This is a genomic window from Streptomyces sp. A 4/2 (assembly GCF_940670765.1).
Lineage (GTDB): Bacteria > Actinomycetota > Actinomycetes > Streptomycetales > Streptomycetaceae > Streptomyces.
The window spans coordinates 110,427-128,165 of record NZ_CALNVW010000031.1 but is presented as its reverse complement, the minus strand read 5'-3'; the positions used below and the strand labels follow the sequence as shown (position 1 = coordinate 128,165).

The window sequence follows — 17,739 nt, the reverse complement described above, 5'->3', positions numbered from 1 at the left end:
GGACAACTGCCCATGTGGAGGTCTCAGTTGAGTGAGCCGCGGTCCGCCCCGACCGTCGGCCAGGTCGTGCTCGGCAAGCGCCTGCAAGTACTGCGCGAGCAAGCCGACTTGAGTCGCGAACAGGCTGCCAAGGTACTCCGGGTCGCCCCGGCCACCATCCGTCGGATGGAGACCGCCGAGGTGGCGCTGAAGATCCCCTATGTGCAGTTACTGCTGAAGGCGTACGGGAACAACGAGGCCGAGACCGACGCGTTCGTCGAGCTCGCCGAAGAGGCCAACCAGCCCGGCTGGTGGCAGCGGTTCCACGGGATCCTGCCCGACTGGTTCAGCATGTACGTCAGCCTGGAGGGCGCCGCGGCGCTCATCAGGCAGTACGAGCCGCACTTCGTTCCCGGCCTGCTCCAGACGGAGGGGTACGCGCGCGCCGTCATGATGAGCGGCGCGGTCGGCGAGACCCGGCCGGAGGACATCGAGCGGCACGTCGCGCTGCGCATGGAGCGGCAGTCGCTGCTGACGCGGCCGGATGCTCCGACACTGTGGGTCGTGATGGACGAAACGGTGCTCCGGCGTCACGCGGGCGGCCCCGACGTCATGCGGGGGCAGGTCGACAAGCTGCTGCAGGTCGCCGAACTGCCTCATGTCACCCTGCAGATCGCGGAATTCGCGAGCGGACACCACCCGGGGACCTACGGCCCCTTCGTGCTGTTCCGGTTCGCCGTTCCCGAACTGCCCGACATGGTCTACAGCGAGTACCTGACCGGCGCCGTCTACCTCGACTCACGTCCGGAGGTGGCGGCCCACCTGGAGGTCATGGACCGCATGGCGGCTCAGGCCGCGACTGCACAACGCACGAAGGAGATCCTCAAGGATTTCCGCAAGGAGCTGTAATGGATCGCATATACAACGGCATGCCCGCCGCGGACCTCGGTGCCGAGGGCTGGCACAAGCCATGGAGCGGCGGCAACGGCGGCAACTGCGTGGAGGCCATGAAACTGGCCGACGGCAGGGTCGCCGTACGCCAGTCGACCGACCCTGAAGGCCCCGCGCTCATCTACTCCACCGGCGAGATCGCCGCGTTCATCCAGGGGGCCAAGTCCGGCCAGGCCGACTTCCTCCTCACCTGACTACTGCACCTTTTGTCCGTATCGCCTTCCACTTCTGGAGCGTCACATGACCGGAGCAGAGCCCGCATCCGTCCACATCGACACCAGCAAGCCCCATCCCGCGCGGATGTACGACTGGTTCCTGGGCGGCAAGGACAACTACCCGGTCGATCAGGAGATGGCCGAGCAACTGCTCGCCCTGGATTCGCGGGGCAGGGAGATGGCGCGGGTCAACCGGGCGTTCATGCACCGCGCGACCCGCTGTCTCGCGGAGAGCGGCATGCGTCAGTTCCTGGACGTCGGCACCGGCATACCGACCGAGCCCAATCTCCACCAGATCGCCCAGCGGTCCGCGCCGGACGCCCGGATCGTCTACTGCGACAACGACCCGATCGTGCTGGCGCACGCCGCGGCGCTGCTGCACTCCTCCCCCGAGGGGGCGACCGACTACATCCAGGCGGACGCGCGTGAACCCGCCACCATCATCGAAGCGGCCGGGAAGATCCTCGACTTCGACCGGCCGATCGCGCTCTCCCTGGTGGCCCTGCTGCACTTCGTGGCCGACGAGGACGCGTACGACCTGGTGAACCGGCTGATGGAGCCGCTGGCGTCCGGCAGTTGTCTCGTGCTCTCGCACGTCACGGGTGACTTCGACCCGGAGGGTTCGGCGAAGGCCGCGGCGATGTACCGCGCCAGGGGCCTGACCCTGCGGCCCCGTTCGCGCGAGGAGACGGCCCGGTTCTTCGCGGACTTCGAGCTGATCGAGCCGGGGGTCTCGCTGGCCGCCGAGTGGCGGCCGGAGCTCGGTGAGCCCGTGCCGGTCGCGGGCGACGACCCGATCCCCGGTTGGGTGGGCGTCGCCCGCAAGCGCTGACCTGCCGGGCTTCCCGCAGCCTCAGAGGCCGTCCGGCACCTTCTCAGTGGCCCCGCGCCAGCCATTCCGGCAGGCTCGGGGCCTCCGCGCCGATCGTGGTGGAGTCACCGTGGCCGGTGCACACCACCGTGTCGCCGTCCAGTGCCAGCAGCCGGTCGCGGATGGACGCGACGATCGTCGGGTAGTCCGAGAACGAACGTCCCGTCGCGCCGGGCCCGCCCTGGAAGAGCGTGTCCCCGGTGAAGACGGTGGCCAGCTCGGGGGCGTACAGACAGACCGCACCCGGTGCGTGACCCGGTGTGTGCAGCACCGTCAGCCCGGTGCCCGCGACGGAGAGGGTCTGTCCGTCGGTGAGTTCACCGTCGGGGAGCCGGTCCGGGTGCGTCATCTTCCACAGCGGCAGATCGTCCGGGTGCAGCAGGATCGGTGCCCCGGTCGCGGCGGCGAGTGCGGGCGCCGCGTCGATGTGGTCGTTGTGCGCGTGCGTGCAGATGATGGCGCGCAGCGTACGGCCGCCGAGCGCGTCCTCGATGGCGGCGGCGTCGTGGGCGGCGTCGATGACGACCGCCTCCCGGTCGTCGCCGACGATCCAGACGTTGTTGTCGACGTCCCAGGTGCCGCCGTCGAGCGAGAAGGTCCCGGAGGTGACGAGACGGTCGATGCGGGCCGCCATCAGAACTCCACCACCGAGCGCAGCACATCGCCCTCGTGCATCCGCGCGAAGGCGTTCTCCACCTCGTCGAGCCGGATGGTCTCGGTGACGAAGGCGCCGAGGTCGATCCGGCCCTGCTGGTGCAGGTCGACGAGCATCGGGAAGTCACGGGACGGCAGGCAGTCCCCGTACCAGGAGGACTTGAGCGCGCCGCCGCGTCCGAAGACGTCGATGAGCGGGAGTTCCAGCCGCATCTCCGGCGTCGGGACGCCCACCAGGACGACCGTCCCCGCCAGGTCACGGGCGTAGAAGGCCTGCTGGTACGTCTCGGGGCGGCCGACCGCCTCGATCACGACGTCCGCGCCGAAGCCGCCGGTGAGTTCGCGGATCGCCTCGACCGGGTCCGTCGTACGGGAGTTGACGGTGTGCGTGGCTCCCATCTTCACGGCGGTCGCGAGCTTCTTGTCGTCGATGTCGACGGCGATGATCCGGGCCGCTCCGGCGAGCCGGGCGCCGACGACGGCCGCGTCACCGACGCCGCCGCAGCCGATGACCGCCACCGAGTCGCCGCGTCCGACCTGTCCGGTGTTGATGGCGGCGCCGATGCCGGCCATCACCCCGCAGCCGAGGAGCCCGGCGACGGCCGGGGACACGGCCGGGTCGACCTTGGTGCACTGGCCGGACGCGACGAGCGTCTTCTCGGCGAAGGCGCCGATGCCCAGCGCCGGGGTGAGCACCGTTCCGTCGGTGAGGGTCATCTTCTGCTTCGCGTTGTGCGTGTCGAAGCAGTACTGCGGCCGGCCGCGCAGACAGGCCCGGCACTGGCCGCACACCGCACGCCAGTTGAGGATCACGAAGTCGCCGGGGGCCACGTCGGTGACGCCCGCGCCCACCGACTCGACGATCCCCGCCGCCTCGTGCCCGAGCAGGAACGGGAAGTCGTCGTTGATCCCGCCCTGCTGGTAGTGGAGGTCCGTGTGGCAGACGCCGCAGGCCTGGACCTTGACCACGGCCTCGCCGGGGCCCGGGTCCGGGACCAGGATCGTCTCCACGCGGAGAGGTTCGTTCTTGCCTGGGGCCACAACCCCTTGGACCTGCTGCGTCATGCCGTCAACAGCCTTCCGTGTCACCGAGCGGTATGTCGGTTCAGTCTCCCAGGCCCTGACGCTCCGCGGCGACGGCGGCGACCCGGCCGCGCACCAGGAACCAGCCGCCGACCAGCGCCGCGGCGATCAGCGGCAGGCACTCCACGGTCGTACGGCCCACTCCCCCGCCCCACCACATCAGGAACGCCACGACGACCAGGAAACAGAGGGTGACGATCTGGGTGTACGGGGCCCACGGCAGCCGGTACGCCGGACGGCTGACCCGGCCCTCCCGCGAACGCTGCCAGAAGAGCAGCGAGCAGAGCATGACCATGCCCCAGGTGCCCAGGATGCCGATCGAGGCGAAGTTGAGGACGATCTCGAACGCCTTGCCGGGGACGAGGTAGTTGAGCACGACACCCAGCACACCGAAGCCCGCGGTGAGCAGGATGCCGCCGTAGGGCACCTGCCCCTTGTTCATCCGGCCGGTGAACCGGGGCGCGGACCCGGCGAGCGCCATCGAGCGCAGGATGCGGCCGGTGGAGTACAGGCCGGAGTTGAGGCTGGAGAGCGCGGCGGTCAGCACGACCAGGTTCATCACCCCGGCCGCCCCCGGTACGCCGATCTTGGCGAGCACGGTCACGAAGGGGCTCTCGCCGTCGGAGTACGCGGTGTACGGGAGCAGCAGCGCCAGGAGCACCACGGAGCCGACGTAGAAGATGCCGACCCGCCACATGATCGAGTTGATGGCCTTGGGGATGATCTTCGCGGGGTTCTCCGTCTCGCCCGCGGCCACGCCGCACAGTTCGACGGAGGCGTAGGCGAAGACGACGCCCTGGATGACCAGCAGCATCGGCATCATGCCCTTGGGGAAGATGCCCCCGTTGTCGCCGATGGTGGCGATCCCGGGGGTGTGCCCGTCGACCTGGTGCTGGGTGACCACCAGGTAGATGCCGATGCACATGAAGGCGACCAGCGCCGCGACCTTGATAATCGCGAACCAGAACTCCATCTCGCCGAAGTAGCGGACCGAGATGAGGTTGGCGGTGAGCACCACGGCCAGCGCGACCAGGGCGCAGACCCACTGCGGGACCGAGCTGAACATCGCCCAGAAGTGGGCGTAGGTCGCGGCGGCCGTGATGTCGGCGACCGCGGTGGTCGACCAGTTGAGGAAGTACAGCCAGCCCGCGGTGTAGGCACCCTTCTCGCCCATGAACTCACGGGCGTAGCTGACGAACGCGCCGGAGGACGGGCGGTAGAGCACGAGCTCGCCGAGCGCCCGTACGACGAAGAAGGCGAACGCGCCGCAGATCGCGTAGGCGATGGCCAGCGAGGGGCCCGCGCCTGCCATCCGGCCGCCCGCGCCGAGGAAGAGACCGGTGCCGATGGCGCCACCGATGGCGATCATGTTGATGTGGCGGGACTTCAGGTCTTTGCTGTAGCCCTCGTCTCCGGCATCGACGTGCGGAGAGGGAACGACTGCTTCCGCAGTGATGGTGCGGTCACTCATGTGGTGCGTCGCCTTACGTGGGGGGACTGGACTGCCGGTGGGATGGGGGAGGACCGGCTGATCAGGGCGTCAGCGTAGAAGGGCCGTCCGTGGCCCGGGAACCGATTGCCGTCTTTTTCACAGAATGTTTGAAACCGCGCGCGGTCAGGGCGCCAGGACGTCGAGTTCCTTCAGGGCGCCGACCGCGATCTCTCTCGTGAGGTCCTCGGCGCGGTCCGCGTCGCCCTCCCGTACCGCCTCCGCGACCTGTACGTGCAGGGTCACCGCGGCGGGGTCGGGGTCGTCGAACATCACCTGGTGCTCGGTGCGTCCGGCGAGGACCTCGGCGACCACGTCACCGAGCCGCGCGAACATCTCGTTGCCCGAACCGTGCAGCACCAGGCGGTGGAAGGCGATGTCGTGGACGAGGTACGCGGGCAGCTGCTGGCCGCGGGAGGTGGCGACCATGCCGAGCGCCTGCTCGGTCAGGGCGGCGCACTGCTCCGGTGTGGCGTGCCGGGCGGCGAGCCCGGCCGCGACCGGTTCCACGGAGTACCGCAGGACGGTCAGCGAGCGGAGCTGGCGCGGCCGGTCGGCCCCGGCCAGCCGCCACCGGATGACCTGCGGGTCGTAGACGTTCCACTCCTCGGTGGGCCGGACGGTCACCCCGACCCGGCGCCGGGACTCCACGAGCCGCATCGACTCCAGGACGCGGACCGCCTCGCGGATCACCGTGCGGGAGACCTCGAAGCGCTGGGCGAGCTCGTCGGTCCGCAGCACGCTGCCCGGCGGGTACTCCCCCGAGGTGATCGAGGGACCGAGATTGCCCAGCACATGGGCGTGCAGCCCCGGGCCCTGATTGGTCATGGGCTCACCCTACGATGCGCATCGCGTTCACATTACGTATGACTTTTAGGTCACAACCTCTTGAATAAGTCGTACCTAATGGGTTTCAGTATCGCGACGGACCCATGTCGAAGAAGACGAGGCACCACCGATGAGCACCCCGAAAGTCGTCGTCCTGATGGGCGTGGCAGGGACCGGCAAGACCACGATCGGTCCGCTGCTCTCCGCCGCACTGGGCGTTCCGTACGCCGAGGGCGACGACTTCCACCCGCCGGCGAACATCGCCAAGATGGCCGCCGGCACACCCCTCCAGGACGCGGACCGGTGGCCCTGGCTCGATGCGATAGGCCAGTGGGCACACGGCCGGGCGGGGCTCGGCGGGGTGGTCAGCAGCTCGGCGCTCAAGCGTTCCTACCGGGACCGCCTGCGCGCCGAGGCGCCGGGCATCGTCTTCCTGCATCTGACCGGCGACCGCGCCCTGATCGAGGAGCGGATGGCGGAGCGCAAGGGCCACTTCATGCCCACCGCGCTCCTGGACTCGCAGTTCGCCGCGCTCCAGCCGCTGGAGCCGGACGAGACCGGCGTCGCCGTCGACATCTCAGGCACGCCTGAGGACATCACCGAGCGGGCCGTGGCAGCGCTGCGCCGCCTCGGTCAGTAGCACCCTCTACCCACCGTACGAACTCGAAGGAATCCACGTGTCCAGTCTCAGCGTCGAGATGCTGGCAGCGGACGTAGCGCCGATATCCTCGGCCGGTCACGCCCAGTTGGGGATAGCCGTCCTCGCGGGCATCGCCGTCATCGTTCTGCTCATCACGAAGTTCAAGCTCCACGCGTTCCTGTCGCTGACCATCGGCTCGCTCGTGCTGGGAGCGGTCGCGGGCGCCCCGCTCGACAAGGTCATCCTCAGCTTCACCGGGGGGCTCGGCTCCACGACCGCGAGCGTCGGTGTGCTGATCGCGCTCGGTGCCATCCTCGGCAAGCTCCTCGCGGACTCCGGCGGCGCCGACCAGATCGTCGACACCATCCTCGCGAAGGCGAGCAGGCGCAGCATGCCCTGGGCGATGGTGCTCATCGCGGCCATAGTCGGTCTGCCGCTCTTCTTCGAGATCGGCATCGTGCTGCTGATCCCGGTGGTGCTGCTGGTCGCCAAGCGCGGCAACTTCTCCCTGATGCGCATCGGCATCCCGGCGCTGGCCGGTCTGTCCGTGATGCACGGCCTCATTCCGCCGCACCCCGGCCCGCTGGTGGCCGTGGACGCCGTGCACGCCAACCTGGGTCTCACGCTCGCACTCGGGGTGGTCGTCGCCATCCCGACCGTGATCATCGCGGGTCCGGTGTTCTCCCGCTACGCGGCCCGCTGGGTCGACATCCAGGTGCCGGACGGCATGGTTCCCGAGCGCCCCTCGGCCGACGTCAAGAAGCTGCCGAGCTTCGGCGCCACGGTGTGCACCGTGCTGCTGCCCGTCGTCCTGATGCTCGCCAAGGCGCTCGTCGACATCGTGATCGACGACCCCGCGAACACCGTCCAGCGCGTCTTCGACGTCGCCGGTTCGCCGCTGATCGCCCTGCTGGCCGCGGTGCTCGTGGCCATGTTCACGCTGGGCCGCGCGGCCGGATTCACCCGGGACCGGCTCTCGACGACCGTCGAGAAGTCGCTCGCCCCGATCGCCGGTGTGGTGCTGATCGTGGGCGCGGGCGGTGGGTTCAAGCAGACCCTGATCGACTCCGGTGTGGGGCAGATGGTCCTGGACATCTCCAAGGACTGGTCGATCCCGGCGCTGCTGCTGGCCTGGCTGATCGCCGTGGTGATCCGCCTGGCGACCGGCTCCGCGACGGTCGCTACCGTCTCCGCCGCGGGGCTGATCGCCCCGCTCGCCGCCGACATGTCCAGCGCGCACGTGTCGCTGCTGGTGCTCGCGATCGGTGCGGGATCGCTCTTCTTCAGCCATGTCAACGATGCGGGCTTCTGGCTGGTGAAGGAGTACTTCGGCATGGACGTCGGCCAGACGGTCAAGACCTGGTCGGTGATGGAGACCCTCATCTCGGTGGTCTCGCTGATCTTCGTCCTGCTGCTTTCGATCGTCATCTAGCGCGGAGCGCGACACCCCGTACGCCTGCCGCACTCCGGAGGAAAGACACGTCATGGCACATCCACTGTTCGAGATCAGCGGCCGTACCGCCCTGGTCACCGGGTCGAGCCGGGGCATCGGCCACGCACTCGCCCGTGGGCTGCTCGAAGCGGGCTGCACCGTGGTGATCAACGGCCGGGACGAGGACCGGCTGAAGGCCGCGGCAGAGGAGCTCTCGGACACCGGGGGCACGGTGCTCACCGCCGCCTTCGACGTCACCGACGGCCCCTCGGTCGCGGCCGGGATCGCCGGGATCGAGGAGCAGGCCGGACCGCTCGACATCCTGGTCAACAACGCGGGCATGCAACTGCGCGCACCCCTGCTGGAGTTCACCGACTCCGACTGGCACCGCATCGTGGACACCAACCTCACCAGCGCCTTCCTGGTGGGCCGCGAGGCGGCCCGGCGGATGACGGAGCGCGGCTACGGAAAGATCATCAACGTCTGCTCGCTGCAGAGCGAGGTGGTCCGCCCCGGTATCGCGCCGTACGCCGCCACCAAGGGCGCGCTGAAGATGCTCACCAAGGGCATGTGCGCCGACTGGGGCCCGTACGGCATCCAGGTCAACGGTCTCGGCCCCGGCTACATCGAGACCGAGCTGACCCGGCCGCTGGTCGACGACGAGGAGTTCAGCTCCTGGGTGCGCGGCCGGACCCCGGCGGGGCGCTGGGGACGGACCGAGGACCTGGTGGGCGGGGTGCTCTACCTGGCCTCCCCGGCCGCGGACTTCGTCAGCGGCCAGATCCTGTACGTCGACGGCGGAATGACGAGTGTGCTGTGATGCGCGGATGTGTGATCCACGGGGCCGGTGACCTCCGGGTCGACGAGCTGCCCGAGCCGGTGGCCGGACCCGGACAGGCGGTCGTCGCGGTGCGGTACGGCGGGGTGTGCGGCTCCGATCTGCACTACTGGCGCCACGGCGGCGTCGGTGACTTCCTGCTCCGCGAGCCGATGGTGCTCGGTCACGAGGTCGTCGGCACCGTGGTCGCGTACGGCGAGGGCGTCCCGGCGGTCGGGAGCCCCGCGGTCGGTACGGCCGTCGCCGTGCACCCGGCGACCCCGTGCGGGGCGTGCCCCGAGTGCCTGGACGGCCGGGCCCATGTCTGCCGGGACACCCGCTACCTGGGCAGCGCGGCCCGCATGCCGCATGTGCAGGGCGGGTTCGCGGCCCTGGTCGTGGTGCCCGCGGACCAGTTGCGGGCGCTGCCCGACGGTCTCGGACTGCGCAGGGCCGTACTGGCCGAGCCGCTGTCGGTGGCGCTGCACGCGGTGCGCCGGGCGGGGTCGGTCGAGGGCAAGCACGTCCTGGTCACCGGCGCCGGGCCGATCGGCTGCCTGGTGGTCGCGGCGCTGAAGGCCGCCGGTGCGGCGGCCGTCACGGTCACCGATCTCCTGCCGCGCGCCCTGGAGTTCGCCGCCGCCGCGGGCGCGACGACCCTGGTGCGGGCCGACGATCCGGCCGATCCCGGCTGGCCCGACGAGGTGGACACGGCGATCGAGGCGTCCGGGGTGGCGGCCGGTCTGGACACCTGTCTGCGGCGGGTGCGGCGGGGCGGCACCGTCGTACAGCTGGGGATGCTCCCGCCGGGGATGAGCCCGTTCGCCGGGAACCTGGTGGTGAGCCGGGAGATCGAGCTCCGCGGGGCGTTCCGCTTCGACACGGAGTTCGACGAGGCGATCGCGCTGCTGGCGCGGGAGGCGTCGTTCGACGCGCTGGTGAGTGCGGTCGTTCCGGTGGAGCAGGCGGCGGAGGCGTTCGCGCTCGCGGCGGACCGCAGCCGGTCGTGCAAGGTGCTGGTGGACTTCGGAGCCTGAGGAGGCCCCGAAGGGTTCGAGAACGGGGTTCGAGGACGTACGCGCGACTGCCGGAAGCCGGCGGTCGCGCGTACGTCGTGCGTCAGCCGCCGGTCATACGTGGGCGGCTTCCGCCTCCGCCACCTTGTCGAGCTGGAACGCCTCGTTGCCGAGCCCGATGCGGGCGTGCACCTCCGGCTTCCGCGAGCGGAGCACCAGACCGTAGACAAGACCTCCGGCCAGCGCCAGGCCGATGATGGCGGGGAGCAGCCAGCTCAGTACGGAACCGGGACCGGCACTGACCAGTACGTCGAAGTCCTTGACCGTCATGAACGCGATGGCCAGCAGGGCCAGGCAGGCCAGCCCGGCGGCCACCAGCCGCCAGATCTGCGCTCCGGCCGCGCCGCGCTGCACGAAGAAGGCGATGACGGCGACGGAGGCGGCGGCCATCAGCAGGATGATGCCGAGCGCGCCGATGTTCCCCATCCAGGTGAAGAGATGCAGGACGGGAGCCGTCGGGTCACCGGTGGGCTTGCTGTCGGTCACCGCGAAGGCGATGACGACGACCAGGGAGATCACGGTCTGCAGCAGGGAACCGATGCCGGGTGCGCCGCTGCTCTTGTTCGTACGGCCGAAGGTGGCGGGCAGCAGGCCCTCGCGGCCCATCGCGAACGCGTAGCGGGCGACCACGTTGTGGAAGCTGAGCATCGCGGCGAACATTCCGGTGACGAAGAGCACGTGCAGGACGTCGGTGAAGGACTTGCCCAGTGTTCCCTCGCTGAGGCCGAAGAGGAGCCCGGGGCCGAGCTTCCCGGCCTGGGAGGCGATCGTCGACGGTCCCGCGGCGACGGTCAGCGCCCAGGAGCTGACGGCGAAGAAGAGCGCGACGAACCCGACGGCGAGGAACATCACCCGGCGCACGACGACCTGCGGGCGGCTGGTCTCCTCGGCGTACACCGGCGCCTGTTCGAAGCCGACGAACGCCGCGATGCAGAAGCAGAGCGCGGTGCCGAAGCCCGCACCGGTGAGGGTGTCGGGGTTGAAGGCGTGCAGCGAGAGGCCTTCCTTCGCCGGGTTCGCGACGGCGGCCACATCGAAGATCACCACGAGTGCGCACTCGATGAGCAGCAGGACGCCGAGCACCTTGGCATTGAGGTCGATCTTCAGCCAGGACAGCACACCGACGATCAGGACGGCCGCCAACGCCGGTACCCACCAGACCAGTTCGATGTCCAGGTAGGTGGAGAAGAGGCCGGACACCTCGAAGCCGAAGATGCCGTAGATGCCGACCTGCATGGCGCTGTAGGCGACCAGGGCGACGAAGGAGGCGCCGGCCCCCGCGGTGGCGCCGAGGCCGCGGGCGATGTACGCGTAGAACGCTCCGGCGTTGTGGACGTGCCTGCTCATCTCCGCGTACCCGACGCTGAAGAGCGCCAGCACGACGGCCAGGATGACGTAGATCAGCGGCTGGCCGACGATCCCCATCAGCCCGAAGATCGTGGGCATGACACCTGCGACCACCATCAGGGGGGCGCTCGCCGCGAGTACGGAGAGCAGCAGCCCCGCCGTCCCCAGCCGGCCGGCCCGCAGTGCCTGGTCCTGGCCCTTGAACGTTCTGATCTCGTTGATCTCGCTCGTGCTCGAACTGCCCGACGGCATGGCGGGTCGGTCCTTTCGGTGAGGAGTTACACGGTGCCGAGCGCGGCGCCGCGCGCGGCCTTGAATGCCCGGTACGGGTCCCGGTCCGGGTAGGACCAGGGAGCTGCGGTGACATGCTCACCGATGCGGTGGAAGAGCGCGGCGGCCTCGGCCGGACGGCCCTCGCAGAACTTCGCGTGAGCCAGGAAGTTGAGGTCGATGCGGTTGCGCGGATGGTCCTCCCGCTCCCACTCCAGCCACCAGTCGAAGGCGGCCTTCATCACCTGGCGGGCGCGGCGGCCCGTCCAGTGCGTGGAGAGCGCGGGATCGTCCGGCTCGCTCCCGGCGGTGGCGAGGACCCGGTAGCGCTCGGCGTGGGCGACCACCGGCAGTACCGCGAGCGGCGAGTCGGCGGGGGCCTGTTCGGCGGCCCAGGCCGCGAAGTCGTACACCTCGTGGAGCGGGTCCTGGCCCGCGTCCGGGTGGCGTTCCGCGAGCCGCGCCGCCATCAGATGGTGGGCGTGGTGGTGCTCGGGGTGGCGCGAACGGACCTCGTCGAAGAGCCGGCTGACCTCCTCCTCGGTGCCGCGGGAGCGGGCGAGGATCAGCAGGCCGAGCCAGGGAGTCGGGTCCGAGGGCGCCATCCGGGCAGCGGCGCGGCACGCCTCACGGGCCTGGTCCTCCGGATCCTTGCCGCGCAGCGCGCGCAGGACCGTGGCACAGGCCAGCAGGGTCGCGGCGTCCGCGCTCTCCGGCTCGGCGAGCAGCCAGTCCCGCGCCCACGCGGCCGATCCGGAGCCCTCTGCGAGCACGACGAGCCGGTGACCGCGGCGGTCCCAGTCGTCGGCGGTGGCGGCCAGCAGCGAGCTGACTCTGACCCAGCGCCCCTGCGCCAACTGCGTCCGTACTTCGGAGAGTTCGACGTCGTCGAGAGCCGGGTCGGCGAGCGGGCCGCCCCGTCTTCGGGAGCGGCCGAGGAGAGGGGGCATCCGCGGGGTTCCTCAAGGGCGCCGGGGGCAATGATCACGCACAGCAAAGCGGTAGTGACGGCTCCCCGTCAAGGCCGGACGGTCCGCACGGCGCCCTCAACTCCCCTTGCACCGCCTAGTTTTACCGGGTGCGTAGGCTGGCCGGATGACGAACCGTGAACCTCTGAAGCCGTATCTGCTCGCGTTTCCCGGCCCGCTGCGCGACCAGCTGGTGCAGGCCGTTCTCAGCGGCGAAAAGGTCTCGACCAGCGGGCTTCTCGCCGAGTTCGAAGCCGAGAAGGAGGAACTCCCGCCCGTCGGCGAGCGTTCGGCCCTGATCGATTCGGACGGGCGCGAGGTCGCGGTGATCGAGGTGACGGAGGTTCGGGTACTGCGGCTGGGGGATGTCGACCTTCAGCACGCGCTGGACGAGGGTGAGGGGTACACATCGGTCGCGGAATGGCGCGCGGGGCACGAGCGGTACTGGAACGGGGAGGAGATGCGGGAGGCGCTGGGCGACGAGGACTTCACGGTCGACGACGAGACGATGATCGTCGCCGAGAGGTTCCGGGTCGTCGAGCGGCTGTAGGGCCTGTCCTCGAACTGCCGCCCGCCGGGAGGCGCCCGGCACGCGCGGACGCCTCCCGGACGGACGGGTCGCCGGTCCGCCCCGCCCGGTCCGACCCCCGGCCCCTTCCACCCGGTCCGCCCGGCCGGAACGAAAGACCCTAATCCACCGCTTCGGCCGCCGCCCGGCCCGCCGTACGCCCCGAGAAGATGCACCCGCCGAGGAACGTCCCCTCCAGCGACCGGTACCCGTGCACCCCGCCACCCCCGAAGCCCGCCGCCTCGCCCGCCGCGTACAGCCCCGGGACGGGGTTCCCCCTGGGCGAACCGGAGTCCGGCGCCGGGTCGCCGCCCTCGGCGAGGACCCGCGCGGAGAGATCGGTCTCCAGACCGCCCAGCGACTTGCGGGTCAGGATGTGCAGTTTCACCGCGATCAGCGGGCCCGCCGCCGGGTCCAGGATCCGGTGCGGGGCCGCCGTCCGGATGAGCTTGTCCCCGAGGTAGTTGCGGGCGCCGCGGATCGACATCACCTGGAGGTCCTTGGTGAAGGGGTTGTCGATCTCCCGGTCGCGGGCGACGATCTCGCGGCGCAGTTCCGCCTCGTCGATCAGCGGCTCCTCGGTGAGCGCGTTCATTCCGCGCACCAGCGAGGCCAGATCCTTCTCGACGACGAAGTCCGCGCCGTTGTCCATGAACGCCTTCACCGGCGCCGGAACGTCGGCGCGCGCCCGCCCGATCACGCCCCGGACCGACTTTCCCGTCAGGTCCGGGTTCTGTTCCGAGCCCGACAGCGCGAACTCCTTGCCGATGATGCGCTGATCGAGGACGAACCAGGTGTAGTCGTACCCGGACTTCATGATGTGGTCGAGGGTGCCGAGGGTGTCGAAGCCGGGGAAGAGCGGCACGGGCAGCCGTTTGCCGCGCGCGTCGAACCAGAGCGACGAAGGGCCCGGCAGGATGCGGATGGCGTGCTTCGCCCAGATCGGGTTCCAGTTCTGGATGCCTTCGGTGTAGTGCCACATCCGGTCACGGTTGATCTGATGCGCGCCCGCCGCTTCCGCGACGCCCAGCATCAGCCCGTCCACGTGCGCGGGGACGCCGGAGAGCAGATGGGCGGGCGGGGTTCCCAGGCGCTCCGGCCACTGGGCCCGGACGAGATCGTGGTTGCCGCCGATGCCGCCGGAGGTGACGATCACCGCCTGCGCCTTGAGGGAGAACTCCCCGGCGACCTCACGGCTGCTGGCGGTGCCCCGCTCGGCGCCGCTCGGCGCCAGTACCTCGCCCGTCACGGTGTCCACGGCGCCACCGCTGCGGGAGAGCCCCGTGACCCGGTGGCGGAACCGCAGCTGCACCAGCCCGCGCGCGACACCCGCCCGCACCCGCCGCTCGAAGGGCGCGACGACGCCCGGACCGGTGCCCCAGGTGATGTGGAAGCGGGGTACGGAGTTGCCGTGCCCGGTGGCGTCGTACCCGCCGCGCTCCGCCCAGCCGACGACCGGGAAGAACCGCATCCCCTGCGCGTGCAGCCAGGCCCGCTTCTCGCCCGACGCGAAGTCGACGTACGCCTCGGCCCACCGGCGCGGCCAGTGGTCCTCCGGGCGGTCGAAACCGGCCGTACCCAGCCAGTCCTGCATCGCCAGCGCGTGGCTGTCCTTGATCCGGAAGCGCCGCTGTTCCGGCGAGTCGACGAAGAAGAGTCCGCCGAAGGACCAGTGCGCCTGACCGCCGATCGACTGCTCGGGCTCCTGGTCGACGAGGATCACCTTCTTCCCCGCGTCGACCAGCTCGGCGGTGGCCACCAGGCCCGCGAGCCCGGCCCCGATCACGATCACGTCAGCGTCGTCCGCCATGGGCTCCGTCCCCTGCCAGGTTACTTGTCGGTCACATCTTCAGTTCGTACCGATGCCGCGTCAACCGTCCCGTTCGGTTCACTCGACGGGTGCGGGTACCCGCACAGGCGTTATCGTCGCGTGGAACCCGCCCCTTCTGGCCGGTCTTGAGGTAGATCACGTGTCGGTACTGGTCCTCGCGCTCTCGGTGAGTGCGGCCTGCTGTCTCGGCTTCGGTTTCGTGCTCCAGCAGAACGCCGCCCAGCACGCCCCGCTGGGCGACTTCCTCTCCCTGCGACTGCTGCTCGACCTCGTGCGGGTGCCGCGCTGGCTCGGCGGCATCGCGCTGATGGTGTGCGGGATGGTGCTGGGCGCGCTCGCGCTCGGTCATGGCGAGATCTCGCTGGTCGAGCCGCTGCTCGCGACGAACCTGCTCTTCGCCATGGCGCTGTCGCGCCGCCAGACCGGACAGCCGCTGGGCCGACAGGGCTGGGGCGGCCTCGCACTGCTCGCGGGCGGCGTCGCCACCTTCATCCTGGCGGGCCAGCCGCATCCCGGCGCGGCCTCGGTGAATCCGCTGCGGCACTGGCTGATCATCGGCGTGGTCGCGGGTACGGCGCTGCTCGTCACGGTCTGCGCCAAGCGCACCAGGCTGAGCATCGGCCCCGCGCTCCTCGCGCTCGCGGCCGGTCTGCTGTACGGACTCCAGGACGCCCTGACCCGGGTCAGCGGGCAGGTGCTGGGGCACAGCGGCTTGGCGGGGCTCGCCGCCACGTGGCAGCCGTACGTCGTGGTGGTGATCGGGGTGAGCGGTCTGGTCCTCGTGCAGAGCGCCTTCGAGACGGCGCCGCTGCGGATGTCCCTCCCGGCGCTGACGGCCGCGCAGCCGCTCGCGGGCATCGTCTGCGGCGTCGGCTTCCTGGGGGACCAACTGCGCACCGACACCGGGGCCCTGGCCTGGGAGGCGGCGGGTCTGGCGGCGGTCGTGCTGGGGATCGTACTGCTGGGACGACATCCGGCGATGCCGCCGGGGACGGCGCGAGCGACCCGCGAGAAGATGGCCGCATGACCGCTCCGACCCCCGGCACCCCACGCTCCCCGGCCTCCCCCGACGTCCCGGATTCTGCGGATTCCCCGGATTCTGCGGCTTCTACGGCTTCCCCGGCCGACGAGATGCTCGATGTCGTCGACGCGTCCGACCAGGTGATCGGCCGGGCGCGCCGGGGCGAGGTGTACGCGAAGGGGCTGCTGCACCGCTGCGTCTTCGTGCTCGCCCGCGACGCCGAGGACCGGATCTTCGTCCACCGGCGCACCCCGGTGAAGCTGGTCTTCCCCTCGCTGTACGACATGTTCGTCGGCGGCGTGGTCGGCTCCGGCGAGTCCTACGACGCCGCCGCGCTGCGGGAGGCCGAGGAGGAGCTGGGTGTCCCGGGACTGCCCGCGCCCGTACCGCTGTTCACGTTCCTGTACGAGGGCGCGGGGCAGGGCTGGTGGTCCAGGGTGTACGAGGTGCGCTGCGAACTGCCGGTGAACCCGCAGGTGGAGGAGGTCGCCTGGCACGACTTCCTCACCCCCGGCGAACTGGAGCGCCGCCTCACCGAGTGGGAGTGGGTGCCGGACGGGCTCGCCGCGTACCGCAGGCTGACCGCGCGCCGGCCGCTGTAGTCGGTGAGGCGGGCGGTCACCGCCGGACGCTACCGCCCGGCGGTGATCGACTTGCTAGAGCGGCGCGTCGATCGGCGGTACGGGATCCCAGGCGACGGTGACCACGATCTTGCCCCGGGTGTGCCGTTCCGCGCACAGCCGCTGCGCCTCCGCGGCCTGTTCCAGCGGCAGGACCCGGTCCACATGGACGGAGACGACCCCCTGGTCGGCCAGCTCACCGAGCACGTGCAGATCGAGCGCGTCGGGCCGTACGTAGACATAGCGGCCACCGAGCTCGATGACCTCGCCGTCGACGATGGACGCGAGCCGCCCCTCGGGGGCGAGGAGATTCGCCGACATCTTCAGGGTGTCACCGCCGACGGTGTCGAAGACCGCGTCGACGCCCTCGGGGGCCAGCGCCCTGACGCGGTCGGCGAGCCCGTCCCCGTACGCCACCGGCTCCGCACCCAGCGCCCGCAGATGGGCGTGGTTGCGTTCGCTCGCGGTACCGATGACCCGCGCACCGGAGTGCAGGGCGAGCTGGACGGCCATCGAGCCGACCCCGCCCGCCGCCGCGTGGACGAGAACCGTGTCGTCGGAGCGGATCTCCAGCGCCCTGAGCACCTGGTACGCGGTGAGTCCGGCCAGCGGCAGTCCGGCGGCCTCCTCGAAGCTCAGCCGCAGCGGCTTGCGGGCGAGCGTACGGACCGGCGCGGCCACGTACTCGGCGAAGGTGCCGCGCGAGAGGAAGTCCTCGCGTACGTACCCCATCACCTCGTCGCCCACCGCGAACTCCGTCACCGCGGCACCCGGCTGCACGACGACCCCGGAGACGTCCCAGCCGGGCACGACCGGGAAGACCACGTCCAGGGCGCTGTCGAGGTGGCCCTCGCGGGCGAGCACATCGACGGGGTTGACGGCCGCGGCCCGCACCTTCACCAGGACGGAGTCGGGCCCCAGCTTGGGGTCGGGCCGGTCGCCGTACTGCAGGACCTCGGGGCCGCCGTAACGGCTGTAGCTGATCGCCTTCATACCTACGAGCCTCTGGCCGGGCCTGTCCTCGCGCAACCGGGACGGCAGCGGGGACAGCAGCGGGACCGCAACCGGGTCGGCGGCCG

The 17,739-nt window shown here is 70.6% G+C and carries 18 protein-coding genes; 10 read left to right on the top strand and 8 right to left on the bottom strand.

Annotated elements, in window-relative coordinates; translation table 11 throughout:
• The first annotated feature begins 27 nt into the window (after nucleotides 1-27).
• The 3 genes from NBY69_RS23320 to NBY69_RS23310 are packed head-to-tail and all read left to right on the top strand — an operon-like array spanning nucleotide 28 to nucleotide 1,977.
• The gene (locus NBY69_RS23320) at nucleotides 28-888 is read left to right on the top strand and encodes a helix-turn-helix transcriptional regulator (protein WP_250303249.1); all 861 of its coding nucleotides are present in this window, start codon (nucleotides 28-30) and stop codon (nucleotides 886-888) included.
• The gene (locus tag NBY69_RS23315) at nucleotides 888-1,124 is read left to right on the top strand and encodes a DUF397 domain-containing protein (RefSeq protein WP_250303248.1); all 237 of its coding nucleotides are present in this window, start codon (nucleotides 888-890) and stop codon (nucleotides 1,122-1,124) included. Before NBY69_RS23320 ends, NBY69_RS23315 begins: the two co-directional genes overlap by 1 nt.
• A 46-nt stretch (nucleotides 1,125-1,170) precedes the next feature.
• Nucleotides 1,171-1,977 carry an SAM-dependent methyltransferase gene (locus NBY69_RS23310; RefSeq protein WP_250303247.1) on the top strand — a complete coding sequence of 269 codons (807 nt, stop codon included), beginning with the start codon at nucleotides 1,171-1,173 and terminating at the stop codon, nucleotides 1,975-1,977.
• 43 nt (nucleotides 1,978-2,020) lie between these two features.
• On the opposite strand, the gene NBY69_RS23305 is transcribed toward NBY69_RS23310, so the two are convergent.
• From NBY69_RS23305 to NBY69_RS23290, 4 genes are all read right to left on the bottom strand, one after another.
• Nucleotides 2,021-2,650, bottom strand: a complete 630-nt coding sequence (locus NBY69_RS23305) for an MBL fold metallo-hydrolase (RefSeq protein WP_250303246.1) — start codon at nucleotides 2,648-2,650, stop codon at nucleotides 2,021-2,023.
• Nucleotides 2,650-3,735 (bottom strand): S-(hydroxymethyl)mycothiol dehydrogenase, encoded by a 1,086-nt coding sequence (locus NBY69_RS23300; protein ID WP_250303245.1) that lies wholly within the window; start codon nucleotides 3,733-3,735, stop codon nucleotides 2,650-2,652. Before NBY69_RS23300 ends, NBY69_RS23305 begins: the two co-directional genes overlap by 1 nt.
• Before the next feature lie 40 nt (nucleotides 3,736-3,775).
• Entirely contained in the window at nucleotides 3,776-5,224 is a 1,449-nt protein-coding gene (locus tag NBY69_RS23295) for an amino acid permease (protein WP_250303244.1), read from the bottom strand.
• 144 nt (nucleotides 5,225-5,368) lie between these two features.
• A complete protein-coding gene (locus NBY69_RS23290; RefSeq protein WP_250303243.1) occupies nucleotides 5,369-6,070 on the bottom strand; it encodes a FadR/GntR family transcriptional regulator in 702 nt (233 codons plus the stop codon).
• Between the two features lie 130 nt (nucleotides 6,071-6,200).
• Here NBY69_RS23290 and NBY69_RS23285 point away from each other — a divergent pair, with 130 nt between their 5' ends.
• The 4 genes from NBY69_RS23285 to NBY69_RS23270 are packed head-to-tail and all read left to right on the top strand — an operon-like array spanning nucleotide 6,201 to nucleotide 9,996.
• The gene (locus tag NBY69_RS23285) at nucleotides 6,201-6,710 is read left to right on the top strand and encodes a gluconokinase (RefSeq protein WP_250303242.1); all 510 of its coding nucleotides are present in this window, start codon (nucleotides 6,201-6,203) and stop codon (nucleotides 6,708-6,710) included.
• Nucleotides 6,711-6,747: 37 nt separating this feature from the next.
• Nucleotides 6,748-8,142, top strand: coding sequence for a gluconate:H+ symporter (locus tag NBY69_RS23280; protein ID WP_250303241.1), 1,395 nt, complete (start codon nucleotides 6,748-6,750; stop codon nucleotides 8,140-8,142).
• Nucleotides 8,143-8,194: 52 nt separating this feature from the next.
• Complete coding sequence (locus NBY69_RS23275) at nucleotides 8,195-8,962, top strand: SDR family oxidoreductase (RefSeq protein ID WP_250303240.1); 768 nt, start codon at nucleotides 8,195-8,197, stop codon at nucleotides 8,960-8,962.
• A complete protein-coding gene (locus NBY69_RS23270; RefSeq protein WP_250303239.1) occupies nucleotides 8,962-9,996 on the top strand; it encodes an L-idonate 5-dehydrogenase in 1,035 nt (344 codons plus the stop codon). Before NBY69_RS23275 ends, NBY69_RS23270 begins: the two co-directional genes overlap by 1 nt.
• Nucleotides 9,997-10,089: 93 nt before the next feature.
• Here NBY69_RS23270 and NBY69_RS23265 read toward each other — a convergent pair whose 3' ends face one another.
• Nucleotides 10,090-11,634, bottom strand: coding sequence for an APC family permease (locus NBY69_RS23265; protein WP_250303238.1), 1,545 nt, complete (start codon nucleotides 11,632-11,634; stop codon nucleotides 10,090-10,092).
• A 26-nt stretch (nucleotides 11,635-11,660) separates the two neighbouring features.
• Entirely contained in the window at nucleotides 11,661-12,602 is a 942-nt protein-coding gene (locus NBY69_RS23260) for a hypothetical protein (protein ID WP_250303237.1), read from the bottom strand.
• A gap of 145 nt (nucleotides 12,603-12,747) precedes the next feature.
• Here NBY69_RS23260 and NBY69_RS23255 point away from each other — a divergent pair, with 145 nt between their 5' ends.
• On the top strand, nucleotides 12,748-13,170 hold the full coding sequence (locus tag NBY69_RS23255; protein WP_250303236.1) for an ASCH domain-containing protein: 423 nt from the start codon (nucleotides 12,748-12,750) through the stop codon (nucleotides 13,168-13,170).
• Nucleotides 13,171-13,309: 139 nt separating this feature from the next.
• Here NBY69_RS23255 and NBY69_RS23250 read toward each other — a convergent pair whose 3' ends face one another.
• Nucleotides 13,310-14,998: an FAD-binding dehydrogenase gene (locus NBY69_RS23250; RefSeq protein ID WP_250303235.1), complete on the bottom strand. Its 1,689-nt coding sequence runs from the start codon at nucleotides 14,996-14,998 to the stop codon at nucleotides 13,310-13,312.
• Nucleotides 14,999-15,158: 160 nt separating this feature from the next.
• On the opposite strand from NBY69_RS23250, the gene NBY69_RS23245 reads away from it, so the two are divergent.
• Together NBY69_RS23245 and NBY69_RS23240 are read left to right on the top strand one after the other, a co-directional pair.
• The gene (locus tag NBY69_RS23245) at nucleotides 15,159-16,046 is read left to right on the top strand and encodes a DMT family transporter (RefSeq protein ID WP_250303234.1); all 888 of its coding nucleotides are present in this window, start codon (nucleotides 15,159-15,161) and stop codon (nucleotides 16,044-16,046) included.
• Between the two features lie 104 nt (nucleotides 16,047-16,150).
• Nucleotides 16,151-16,642, top strand: coding sequence for an NUDIX domain-containing protein (locus NBY69_RS23240; RefSeq protein ID WP_250303631.1), 492 nt, complete (start codon nucleotides 16,151-16,153; stop codon nucleotides 16,640-16,642).
• A 54-nt stretch (nucleotides 16,643-16,696) separates the two neighbouring features.
• Here NBY69_RS23240 and NBY69_RS23235 read toward each other — a convergent pair whose 3' ends face one another.
• Complete coding sequence (locus NBY69_RS23235) at nucleotides 16,697-17,653, bottom strand: NADP-dependent oxidoreductase (protein ID WP_250303630.1); 957 nt, start codon at nucleotides 17,651-17,653, stop codon at nucleotides 16,697-16,699.
• Nucleotides 17,654-17,739: the final 86 nt, after the last annotated feature.